Here is a 12,034-nt window from a genome sequence, read left to right as displayed (position 1 = left end):
GGACGTACTCCTTCGAACCGTGGTCTTTCCTCGCAGGCTAAGCCCGTACGGCGGAGCCCCGCACACTCCGATAGGGCGCACTGCGGAACGCCTCTTCGACGTGACGGACATGAGCGTGCCAAGATCCTTCAGACTGCGGTGGCCGCTCGACTACATTGAGTGCGGACCTGCGAGGGGTGGCACACGCGATGGAACGCGACGGTACGCACGAGAAGCCCGCGGCGTCTCCGCCCGGAGGCCCCGGCCCGCAACCGGGCACGCCGCCGGTACCCGGTGCCCGGCCGATGCCGGGCGCCCCGCCCGCGCACGCCGGACCGCCGCCCGTCCCCGGTGCCCGGCCGGGCCCCGCCGACCCTTCACGCGGCGAGCGGGACACCCGCACCTGGCGCGACGCCGGCCAGGACGCCGCCCCGGCCACCCCCCCGTTGCCACCCGGACCGCCCCCGCTGCCGGGGGTCCGCCCCGGCGGCGCCCCGTGGCACGCCCCGGCGGAGTCCGCACCGGCCGCGACGCCGGACGGGTCGGGCCTCCTCTCCTGGCTGCGGGCCCCGCGCCCGGCCGCCGCCCCCGGTGTGTGGCGCCTCGGGCACCGCCCCCGCCCCGCCGCCGACCCGGACGCCGTGCCGGGCCGCCAGCTCGTCGCCGGCGCCCTGATCTCCTTCCTCGGCGGCTGGCTGCTGTGGTCCCTGCTGTGGAACGGCTACCTCGGCAGCTACTGGCTGTGGCCGCTGCTCGCCCTGACCCCCGACTCCTGGCGCCGGGCGGGCGGCAACCAGACCGCCTACCTGTGGGCCTCGTACCTCTACTACGCGCTCATCGGCGGCGCCCTGCTGGTCTTCTTCGCCCGCATCGGCCGCTGGGCCGAACTGTGGCGCCGCTTCATCACCACCCCGCTCCGGCGGTCCCGCGAGGAGGAGGCCGGGGTCGCCGGCCGCGAACCCGCCGACCCCGCCCAGGACCCGGCCGCCTTCCCCGCGCTCCGCCAGGGCGGCGCCGCCGACGCCGCGGACCGGCTCGCCGAGGACGCGCGCTCCGGGCTGATGAACGACGTCGACTTCGCCCGCCTGTCCCGTGCCTGGCAGTCCGTGCGCTCCGAGCCCGGCCGGCTGACCGCCTTCACCGACACCGTCCTGCGGTACGGGGCCGCCGCCTGCGCCCACCCGTCCGGCGCCCGCGACCTGCCCGCCCGCGCCGCCCGGCACGACCTGCTCGCCGGCCAGGTCCGCATCGGCGCCGCCCCCGACGACGAGCGCAACCCCCGCTCCCACCGCGGCGCCGGCTACGCCCTCGACCCGTCCGTGCTCGGCACGTCCCTCCTGGCCGTCGGACCGCCCGGCTCCGGCAAGACCGTGCGCCTGGTGCGGCCCGCGCTGGAGCTGATGTGCCTGCAGGCCCTCGCCGGGCGGGCGGCCGTGGTCGTGGTCGGCACCGAGGGGGCACGGCTCGCACCGGACGAGTCCTTCGACGTCGTCGTCAAGATCGGCCATCCCGACTCCGCGTACGACCTCGACCTGTACGGCGGCACCTCCGACCCCGACGAGGCCGCGGGCTTCCTCTCCGAGGCCCTCGTCGGCGACCTCGCCGCGGCGCTGCCCGGCGGCGACAGCCGCCGCGCCGCCACCGCGCTCGCCCAGCTCCTCGGGCCCTTCCACGCCGCCCACGGCCGCTTCCCCTCCGTCCCCGAGCTGCGCGAACTCCTCGACGGCACCCCCTCGGCCCTGGCCGCGCTCCGCTCCGCCCTGCAGGCCCGCGGCGGCGCCGCCCTGGGCCAGCTGCGCGAACTCGACGCACGGGAACGTCAGTCCGCCCGGCCCGGCGACGCGGGCCCCCTGCTCGCCGACCGCATCGCGCTGCTCGACCGGCCCGCGTTCGCCGGGTTCTTCGACACCACCGGCGGCAGCCACCCGTTCTCGCTGCGGGGCCTGGAGCACCCGCTCCGGGTCCGCATCGACCTCCCGGAGCGGGGCCACGCCGAGGTCTCCCGGATGCTGGCGCGGCTCGTCCTCGCCCAGTTCGCCGAGTGCGCCACGGCCCGGCAGGACCGCTCCCTGTTCGCCTGCCTCGTCCTCGACGACGCCTCCCACACGGTGACCGCGGAATCCGTGCGCGGCCTGCAGCGCATGCGCTCCGCCAACGCCGGCGCGGTGCTCACGCTGCGCACGCTGGACGACGTCCCCGAAGCGCTCCGCGGTGCCCTGCTCGGCGCCGTCGGCTGCCGGGCCGCCCTGGCCGGCCTCACGGCCTGGGACGGCGCACGGTTCGCCGAGGTGTGGGGCAAGGAATGGGTGGACGTCCACGACGTCACGAACCGCCAGATCGTCGCGGACGAGCCGCTCACGCGGGTGCTGCATGCCGTGCGGCGCCTGGTGACCGGGAAGGCGGTCACGGCGGAGTCGGTGACGGTGCGCCGGGTCGAGCGCGAGCGCTGGTCCGCGTCCGAGCTCGCGCACGCGGTCCCTGCGGGGCACGCGGTCGTCTCCCTCACCGCGGTCGACGGGGAGCACGCGCCTCCGGTGCTGGTCGATCTGCGCGCCTGAGCGTTTCTGTGCGGGTGCGTTGTGGTTGCGGCCGGTTGTTGGGTGCGGCTTTGTTTGCGCCTGCGGGCGGCTGCGCCGGGCTGCCCGGTTGTTGTGTGCGGGTTGTTTGCGCCTGCGGCGGGCGGTTCTCCCGCCCTCCCGCCCGATTGCCCGGCGCGGTCAGTGCGGGCCTGCGCATCGTGTGCCTGGGTCGGGGTCGCGCCGGCGCACTCCCCCCAGCCTTCGGCCGGGGGGACCCCCACAGCGCTCGCGGTTTACGCCTACATCGTTGGGCACCGCGTGCTCCGCTCGTCGCTTCCGGGCGCACCCCGCCACACCCCCTCCCGTTGTGTGGGCGCATGACGGCCGGTGGAGGGTGAGTAGGGCACCTGCGGCAACCCCGGACCGCTCTCTGAACCCCCACCGGCCGTTAGTCGCCTCGACCGGCAGGAGGGGGTGTGGCGGGGTGCGCCCACGGGTCCCCCCGGCCGAAGGCTGGGGGGAGACGAGCGGTGGGCGCGGTGCCGGATGATGTGGGGCAGCGCCGCGAGCGCCGAGGTGGGGGTCCCCCCGGCCGAAGGCTGGGGGAGGGCGGGCGGGGGAGAGACCCCAACAGCAACAACCGCGGCGCCGCACACGAAGACGGCACCGCACCGCAGGTATACGGTGAGGCAGAATCGGATGTGAACGCACTCCGAGATGGAGAAAAAGCCCGTGCCCCCCACGCTCGCCTCGCTGCTACGGGACCCCGCCCTGAAGCTGGCCGTCCTCGCCGGAGGCGACCGCCTGGGGGAGGCCGCCGTCCGCTGGGTGCACACCAGCGAGCTGGACGACCCGGCGCCGTACCTGGAGGGCGGCGAGCTCCTGCTCACCACGGGCCTCAAGCTGGACGTCGGCTCGCCCGAGGTGCTCGGCCAGTACGTGGCGCGCCTGGCCGGCGCCGGCGTCGTGGGCCTCGGGTTCGGCGTGGGGCTGAGCCATGACACCGTGCCGCAGGCGCTCGTGGACGCGGCGGCCGCGCACCGGCTGCCGTTGCTGGAGGTGCCGCACAAGACCCCGTTCATCGCGATCAGCAAGGCCGTCTCCGCGGAGCTCGCCGCCGACCGGTACAAGGCGGTGACCGCAGGGTTCGAGGCGCAGCGGGAGCTGACCCGGGCGGCGCTCGCTCCGGACGGGACGACGGCGCTGCTGTCGCGGCTGGCGGCGCACCTGAACGGCTGGGCGGCGCTGTACGACGCCTCGGGCGCGGTGGTGGCCGCGGCGCCGGAGTGGGCGGGGCGGCGGGCGGCGCGGCTCGCCGGGGAGGTGGAGCGGCTGCGCGGCAGGCCCGCCCCGGCCAGTGCGGCGGTCGCGGGCCCGGCCGGTACGGAGGACCGCGTGGAGCTGCAGTCGCTGGGCACCGGCCGGCGCCCCCGCGGTTTCCTCGCGGTCGGCACGGAGGAGCGGCTGGACACCTCGGACCGCTACCTCGTGCATGCCGCCGTCGCGCTGCTGACGCTGTCCCTGGAGCAGTCCCGCGCGCTGCAGGACACCGAGCAGCGCCTGGGCGCCGCGCTGCTGCGGATGCTGCTGGCCGGCGAGCCCGAGCACGCCCGCACCGTGGCCGGCCGGCCGTACGGCGGGCTGTTCGACGCCCCCGTGCGCGTGCTGGTCGCGGAGCGTGCGGAGGCCGCGGGGGACGCCGTGGGGCTGCTGGCGGAGCGGGTGGAGGCGGCCGGGATGCGGGCCGCGGAGCCCGTGCTGGCGGTGCGGGACGAGGACCGGTTGACGGTGCTCGCGGCCGCGGACGGCGCGGTGATGCCGGCCTGCGTGGCGGCGGTCGACGGGAGCGACGACCTGGTGGCCGGGCTGTCCGCCGCGGTGGGTGCCGCGGGTGTCCCGGGCGCGCACGAGCAGGCCGAGCGCGCGCTGGCGGTCGCCCGGCGGCGGGGCCGCAGTCTCGTCGAGCACGACGAGGTCGGTTCCGGCTCGGTGCTGCCGCTGCTGGGCGACGAGGCGGTCCGGGCCTTCTCCGACGGGCTGTTGCGGCCGCTGCGCGAGCACGACGCCACCGCCCGCGGTGACCTGGTCGCGTCCCTGCGGGCGTGGCTGTCCCGGCACGGGCAGTGGGACGCCGCCGCGGCGGACCTCGGGGTCCACCGGCACACGCTGCGCTACCGGATGCGGCGCGTGGAGGAGATCCTCGGGCGTTCGCTGGACGACCCGGACGTCCGCATGGAGCTGTGGCTGGCCCTCAAGTCCGGCGGCTGACACGGTCTGCCAAAACGTCGCACAGGGCGGGATCCGCAGGACGCACTGGACAAGACCGGCCGGGTGCCGCCCGCCCTACCGTGGTGCGCATGAGCACCCCCACCGCCTTCTGGCTCGCCGGCCGCCCCGCCACCGGCGAGGACACCTTCGATGTCGTGAACCCGTACGACGGCAGCGTCGTGGCCTCCGTCGGCGTGCCGACCCCCGCCCAGGTGGAGGAGGCCGTCGCCGCCGCCAAGGCGGTCGAGGCGGAGTTCGCCGCGACCCCCGCCCACGTGCGGGCCGCGGCCCTGGACCACGTGTCGAAGCGGCTGGCAGAGCGCTCCGAGGAGATCGCCCGGCTGATCACCGCGGAGAACGGCAAGCCGGTCAAGTGGGCCCGCGGCGAGGTCGGCCGTGCCGTGTCCGTCTTCCGCTGGGCGGCGGAGGAGGCGCGCCGCTTCAACAGCGGCGAGGCCCAGCGCCTGGACACCGACGCGGGCGGCGTGGGTCGCCTCGCGCTGACCCGGCGCTTCCCGCGCGGCAGCGTGCTCGGCATCGCGCCGTTCAACTTCCCGCTGAACCTGGTGGCCCACAAGGTCGCCCCGGCGATCGCGGTCGGCACGCCGATCATCCTGAAGCCGGCCCCGGCGACCCCGCTCTCCGCGCTCCTCCTGGGCGAGATCCTGGCCGAGACCGACCTGCCGGCCGGTTCGTGGAGCGTGCTCACCGTCCCGAACGACCGCATGCCCGCCCTCGTCCGGGACGAGCGGCTGCCGGTCATCTCCTTCACCGGCTCCGACCGCGTCGGCTACCACATCATGGACTCGGTGCCGCGCAAGCACACCACCCTGGAGCTGGGCGGCAACGCCGCCGCCGTCGTCCTGGCCGACTGGTCCTCCGAGGAGGACCTGGAGTGGGCGGCGAACCGCATCGCCACCTTCTCCAACTACCAGGGCGGCCAGTCCTGCATCTCCGTCCAGCGGGTCATCGCCGACGCGTCCGTGTACGACCGGCTGGTGGAGAAGGTCGTCGCCAAGGTCCGCGCCCAGGTCACCGGCGACCCCTCGGACGACGCCACCGACGTCGGCCCGCTCGTCGACGAGAAGGCCGCCGAACGCGTGGAGTCGTGGGTCGAGGACGCGCTGGGCAAGGGCGCCAAGCTGCTGACCGGCGGCCGGCGCGACGGCGCCGCCTACGAGCCGACCGTGCTCGCCGACCTTCCGGCGGACGCGATCATCGCCACCGAGGAGGTCTTCGGCCCCGTCCTGTCCCTGCACAAGGTGGACGGCGCCGACGAGGCCTTCGCGGCGGTCAACGACTCCAAGTTCGGTCTGCAGAGCGGGGTGTTCACCCACGACCTGCAGACCGCCTTCCGCGCCCACCGCGAGCTGGAGGTCGGCGGCGTCATCATCGGCGACGCCCCCTCCTACCGGGCCGACCAGATGCCCTACGGCGGCGTCAAGGACTCCGGCGTGGGCCGCGAGGGCGTCAGGTACGCCATGGACGACTACACCTACGAGCGGGTCCTGGTCCTGACCGGTCTCGCTCTGTAGTCCTCACGGCAGGACGAGCCACCCCTTCCAGCGGCCGGGGCGCATGTGCGGTGCGCCCCGGCCGCGCCGTACGCGCGTCGGCATGGGCACGCCATATGCGGCGCCGGCTGCCGATCGCCCCGGAGGGGGCCACCCCCCCAGTCCCGAGAGCCCGGCGTTCACCCGAGTGGAGTGGAGCGCCCTCGCGGATCCGGCGGTGCGTCCGGTGCCCGCCGAGAACGCCGCGCCGCTGCGCGTCGCGCGGTCGCCGCGGACACCGAGCCGGCCGTCGTGGCCCTGCCCGACGCCGCCGGCCGGGGCCGCCTCCCGGCCCTGGTCAGGGGCTGTCCGGGGGCGCGCCGCACGCGGGCGCCGCAGGCCTCGCCCTCGCCGAATCCGGCGCGGCCCACCGGCAAGTGACGCGGGGTCAGGGTCTGCAGCCGGTGCCGGCCGACGGCACCCGCGAGGCGGAGTTCGGTTCGGCCGTCCCCGACCTCGCCGGCCCCGTCACCGAGGGCGGCCCCGCCCCGGACACCACGCGGCCGCGGAAGCTGCTCGCGTCGGCCTGAAACGCCGTCGAAAAGGCCGCCGGCCCGCCGCGCCCCGTGCGCGAGGGCTGGTGACCATGCCGGAACCGGGGTACTAACGAACAAGTAGCACCGGTCGGTAACCGACGCGAGGTGACGCCCCCATGTCCGCAGCATCCGCCCGCCCCACCGTTTCCGAACGCGAAGCGCGCCAGGTCGCAGAGGCCGCCCGCGAACAGGAATGGCGAAAGCCGAGCTTCGCCAAGGAACTGTTCCTGGGCCGCTTCCGGCTCGACCTGATCCATCCCCACCCCACACCGTCGACCGAGCAGGTCCAGCGCGGCGAGGAGTTCCTGGCCAAGCTGCGCGACTTCGTCGAGACGAAGGTGGACGGGGCACTGATCGAGCGTGAGGCGAGGATCCCCGACGAGGTCATCACCGGGCTGAAGGAGCTCGGTGCCCTCGGCATGAAGATCGACCCCAAGTACGGCGGCCTCGGCCTCACCCAGGTGTACTACAACAAGGCGCTGGCCCTCGTGGGCTCCGCCAGCCCCGCCATCGGCGTGCTGCTCTCCGCGCACCAGTCGATCGGGGTGCCCCAGCCGCTGAAGATGTTCGGGACCCCGGAGCAGAAGGAGCGGTTCCTGCCGCGCTGCGCCCGCACCGACATCTCGGCCTTCCTGCTCACCGAGCCCGACGTGGGGTCCGACCCCGCGCGCCTGGCGACCACGGCCGTACCCGACGGGGACTCCTACGTCCTGGACGGCGTGAAGCTGTGGACGACCAACGGTGTCGTCGCCGACCTGCTGGTCGTCATGGCGCGGGTGCCGAAGAGCGAGGGCCACAAGGGCGGCATCACCGCCTTCGTCGTCGAGGCCGGCTCCGAGGGCATCACCGTCGAGAACCGCAACTCCTTCATGGGGCTGCGCGGCATCGAGAACGGCGTCACCCGTTTCCACCGGGTACGCGTCCCCGCCGAGAACCGCATCGGCCCCGAGGGCGCCGGGCTGAAGATCGCCCTCACCACCCTCAACACCGGCCGCCTCTCGCTGCCCGCGTCCTGCGTCGCGGCCGGCAAGTGGTGCCTGAAGATCGCCCGTGAGTGGTCGGCCGCCCGCGAGCAGTGGGGCAGGCCGGTCGCCCGCCACGAGGCCGTCGGCGCGAAGATCTCCTTCATCGCGGCGACCACCTTCGCCCTCGAGGCCGTCATGGAGCTGTCCAGCCAGATGGCCGACGAGGACCGCAACGACATCCGCATCGAGGGCGCGCTGGCCAAGCTCATCGCCTCCGAGATGAGCTGGACCATGGCCGACGAACTGGTCCAGATCCGCGGCGGCCGCGGCTTCGAGACCGCCGAGTCCCTCGCCGCCCGCGGCGAACGGGGCGTCCCGGCCGAGCAGTTGCTGCGCGACCTGCGGATCAACCGGATCTTCGAGGGCTCCACGGAGATCATGCACCTGCTGATCGCCCGCGAGGCCGTCGACGCCCACCTGTCGGTCGCCGGGGACCTCATCGACCCCGACAAGGCGCTCGGCGACAAGGCCAAGGCCGGCATGAAGGCCGGCGGCTTCTACGCCCGCTGGCTGCCGAAGCTGGTGGCCGGCCCCGGCCAGATCCCCGGCGCGTACTCCGCGTTCCACCCGGCGGGCCACCCCGACCTCGCCGCCCACCTGCGCTACGTCGAACGGGGCGCCCGCAAGCTCGCCCGCTCCACCTTCTACGCCATGTCGCGCTGGCAGGGCCGGATGGAGACCAAGCAGGGCTTCCTGGGCCGCGTCGTCGACATCGGCGCCGAACTGTTCGCCATGAGCGCCGCCTGCGTCCGCGCCGAGATGCTCCGCGCCCGGGGCGAGAACGGGCGCGAGGCCTACCAGCTCGCCGACGCCTTCTGCCGCCAGTCGCGGATCCGCGTCGAGGAGCTCTTCGGCCGCCTGTGGACCAACACCGACGCCATCGACCGCAAGGTCGTCGACGGTGTCCTCGGCGGTGCCTACACCTGGCTGGAGTCCGGCATCGTCGACCCCTCCAGCGACGGCCCGTGGATCGCCGACACCACCCCGGGCGCCTCGCACAAGGAGAACGTCCACCGGCCGATCCGCTGACCGGACCGGGGACGCGTCCCCCGCGCACAGGGCACCGCCTTCCCGGAGGCGGTGCCCCCGCCGTGCCGGCGACCGGACACAATGGGGGGATGACGGACTCTCTCGCCGACCCGCATCTGCGGCTGCCCGGACCGGACGCGGCCACCGCCGCCCACGACGGCCCCCGCACCATCGTGATCCTGGGTTCGACCGGATCGATCGGCACCCAGGCCATCGACGTCGTCCTGCGCAACCCCGACCGCTTCCGCGTGGTGGCCCTGTCCGCCGCCGGTGGCCGGGTCGGGCTCCTCGCCGACCAGGCGCTGCAGCTCGGCGTCTCCGCGGTCGCCGTCGCGGACGTGAACGCGGAAGGCCCGCTGCGGGAGGCGCTGGCCGAGCGCTACGGCGCCGAGCCCCTGCCGGAGGTCCTGGTCGGCCCGGAGGCCGCGACCGAGCTGGCCGGCCGGCCGTGCCACTCCGTCCTCAACGGCATCACCGGTTCGATCGGGCTGCGCCCGACGCTGGCCGCCCTGGAGGCGGGGCGGATCCTGATCCTCGCCAACAAGGAGTCGCTGATCGTCGGCGGCCCCCTGGTGAAGGCCGTGGCCAAGCCGGGCCAGATCGTGCCCGTCGACTCCGAGCACTCCGCGCTCTTCCAGGCCCTCATGGGCGGCTCGCGCACCGAGGTCCGCAAGCTCGTCGTGACCGCCTCCGGCGGCCCCTTCCGCGGCCGGGACAAGGGCGAGCTGGCCGGGGTCACCCCCGAGCAGGCGCTGGCCCACCCCACCTGGGACATGGGCCCGGTGGTGACGATCAACTCGGCGACCCTGGTGAACAAGGGCCTGGAGGTCATCGAGGCCCACCTGCTCTTCGACATTCCCTTCGACCGCATTGAGGTGGTCGTCCACCCGCAGTCGTATATCCACTCGATGGTGGAATTCACTGACGGCTCCACGCTGGCCCAGGTCAGCCCGCCCGACATGCGGATGCCGATCTCGCTGGGCCTCGGCTGGCCCGAGCGGGTGCCCGACGCCGCGCCCGGGTGCGACTGGACGAAGGCGGCCACGTGGACGTTCTTCCCGCTGGACGACGAGGCGTTCCCGGCGGTGGCGCTCGCCCGCCACGTCGGTAGCCTCGGGGGTACCGCCCCCGCGGTGTTCAACGCGGCCAACGAGGAGTGCGTGGCCGCGTTCCTCGCGGGCACGCTGCCCTTCACGGGCATCGTGGACACCGTCGCACGGGTGGTCGAGGAGCACGGCACTCCCGGCGGGGGAACCTCCCTGACCGTGGAGGACGTCCTCGAGGCGGAGAAGTGGGCGCGGGCCCGCGCCCGGGAACTGGCTGCGGAACAGGCGACGACGGAGGCGGCACACGTATGACGGGACTTATGTGGGCACTGGGGATCGCCGTCTTCGCGGTCGGCCTCCTGGTCTCCATCGCCTGGCACGAGCTCGGCCACCTCTCCACGGCCAAGCTGTTCAAGATCCGCGTGCCGCAGTACATGGTCGGCTTCGGGCCGACGATCTGGTCCCGCCACAAGGGTGAGACCGAGTACGGCATCAAGGCGATCCCGCTGGGCGGCTACATCCGCATGATCGGGATGTTCCCGCCCGGCGACGACGGCCGGATCGCGGCCCGGTCCACCTCGCCCTTCCGCGGGATGATCGAGGACGCCCGCTCCGCGGCGTACGAGGAGCTGAAGCCCGGCGACGAGACCCGGATGTTCTACACGCGCAAGCCCTGGAAGCGCGTGATCGTCATGTTCGCCGGCCCGTTCATGAACCTCATCCTGGCCTTCGGGCTCTTCCTGGCGCTCTTCATGGGCTTCGGCATCCCGACCCAGACCACGACCGTCGGCTCGGTCTCGGAATGCGTCGTCCCCGCCTCCGACACCAAGGCCCTCAAGGCCAAGGACCCCTGCGTCCACGGCGACTACCCGGCCGCTCCCGCCAAGGCGGCCGGTCTGCAGCAGCGCGACCGGATCGTGGCCTTCAACGGGGTGAAGGTCGACGACAGCCAGTGGACGGTGCTGCAGAAGGAGATCCGCAAGACCATCGGTCCCGCGACGATCACCGTCGTGCGCGACGGCAAGACCATCGACCTGCAGGCGAACCTGATCGCCAACAAGGTCGTCAAGACCGACGGGCACGGCGGCATCGTCAAGGACCAGTACGTCCAGGCCGGGTTCCTCGGTTTCACACCGGCGGACGGCGTGGTGAAGCTCGACTTCGACCAGTCGCTCGACCACATGGCCACCACGGCCGAGGACGGCGTCCGGTCCCTCGCCGCGCTCCCGGGCAAGATCCCCGGACTGTGGAACGCGGTCTTCAGCGGCGCCGAGCGGCAGCCCGACTCCCCGGTCGGCATGATCGGCGCGGCTCGTCTCGGCGGCGACATCTTCTCGCTGCCGCTGCCGGCCACGCAGAAGATCGCCACGATGGTGGGCCTGCTCGCCGGGGTCAACCTGGCCCTCTTCCTGTTCAACATGCTCCCGCTGCTCCCGCTCGACGGCGGGCACATCGCGGGCGCCCTGTGGGAGTCCGTCCGCCGCAACATCGCCAAGGTCTTCCGCCGGGCCGACCCCGGACCCTTCGACGTGGCGAAGCTGATGCCCGTCGCCTACGTGGTCGCCGGCATCTTCATCTGCTTCACGGCGCTGGTCATGGCCGCGGATCTCATCAATCCGGTGCGTTTGACCTAGGCGCGATGTCGGAGGCGTGGGTGGGGTGACGTAGTCTCGTTGACCGGAGCCCGCCCACGCCGCCGGGACCTCGATCCGCGTACTTTGGGGATGCCACGCACATGACCGCGATTTCGCTCGGGATGCCGTCCGTTCCGATCAAGCTCGCCGACCGACGCAAGAGCCGCCAGATCCAGGTCGGATCGGTCGCGGTCGGCGGCGACGCCCCGGTCTCCGTCCAGTCCATGACCACGACCGTCACGGCCGACATCGGCGCCACGCTGCAGCAGATCGCCGAGCTCACCGCCTCCGGCTGCCAGATCGTCCGGGTCGCCTGCCCTTCGCAGGACGACGCCGACGCTCTCGCCACCATCGCGAGGAAGTCGCAGATCCCGGTGATCGCGGACATCCACTTCCAGCCGAAGTACGTGTTCGCGGCGATCGACGCGGGCTGTGCGGCGGTGCG

The 12,034-nt window shown here is 73.9% G+C and carries 8 protein-coding genes; all 8 read left to right on the top strand.

Annotated features, from left to right (window positions below):
• Window positions 1–284 precede the first annotated feature (284 nt).
• Window positions 285–2,537 carry an ATP-binding protein gene (locus ACFYYN_RS31345; protein ID WP_500548448.1) on the top strand — a complete coding sequence of 751 codons (2,253 nt, stop codon included), beginning with the start codon at window positions 285–287 and terminating at the stop codon, window positions 2,535–2,537.
• Between the two features lie 693 nt (window positions 2,538–3,230).
• Window positions 3,231–4,766 carry a PucR family transcriptional regulator gene (locus ACFYYN_RS31340; protein WP_500548447.1) on the top strand — a complete coding sequence of 512 codons (1,536 nt, stop codon included), beginning with the start codon at window positions 3,231–3,233 and terminating at the stop codon, window positions 4,764–4,766.
• An 89-nt stretch (window positions 4,767–4,855) separates the two neighbouring features.
• Window positions 4,856–6,301 carry an aldehyde dehydrogenase family protein gene (locus tag ACFYYN_RS31335; protein WP_500548446.1) on the top strand — a complete coding sequence of 482 codons (1,446 nt, stop codon included), beginning with the start codon at window positions 4,856–4,858 and terminating at the stop codon, window positions 6,299–6,301.
• A gap of 395 nt (window positions 6,302–6,696) precedes the next feature.
• Window positions 6,697–6,849 (top strand): hypothetical protein, encoded by a 153-nt coding sequence (locus tag ACFYYN_RS31330; protein WP_500548445.1) that lies wholly within the window; start codon window positions 6,697–6,699, stop codon window positions 6,847–6,849.
• A 122-nt stretch (window positions 6,850–6,971) separates the two neighbouring features.
• Window positions 6,972–8,909: an acyl-CoA dehydrogenase family protein gene (locus tag ACFYYN_RS31325; RefSeq protein WP_500548444.1), complete on the top strand. Its 1,938-nt coding sequence runs from the start codon at window positions 6,972–6,974 to the stop codon at window positions 8,907–8,909.
• An 89-nt stretch (window positions 8,910–8,998) separates the two neighbouring features.
• Window positions 8,999–10,267 (top strand): 1-deoxy-D-xylulose-5-phosphate reductoisomerase, encoded by a 1,269-nt coding sequence (gene dxr, locus ACFYYN_RS31320; RefSeq protein ID WP_500548443.1) that lies wholly within the window; start codon window positions 8,999–9,001, stop codon window positions 10,265–10,267.
• Window positions 10,264–11,589, top strand: coding sequence for a M50 family metallopeptidase (locus ACFYYN_RS31315; RefSeq protein WP_500360348.1), 1,326 nt, complete (start codon window positions 10,264–10,266; stop codon window positions 11,587–11,589). Before dxr ends, ACFYYN_RS31315 begins: the two co-directional genes overlap by 4 nt.
• A gap of 101 nt (window positions 11,590–11,690) precedes the next feature.
• Window positions 11,691–12,034 (top strand): flavodoxin-dependent (E)-4-hydroxy-3-methylbut-2-enyl-diphosphate synthase (locus ACFYYN_RS31310; protein ID WP_378357399.1); only part of this gene is annotated, 344 nt, incomplete at its 3' end.

The organism is Streptomyces sp. NPDC001902, assembly GCF_042891295.1.
Classification (GTDB): Bacteria; Actinomycetota; Actinomycetes; order Streptomycetales; family Streptomycetaceae; genus Actinacidiphila.
Note: the sequence above shows the minus strand (reverse complement) of the source record. Positions and strands in the feature narration are given on the sequence as shown.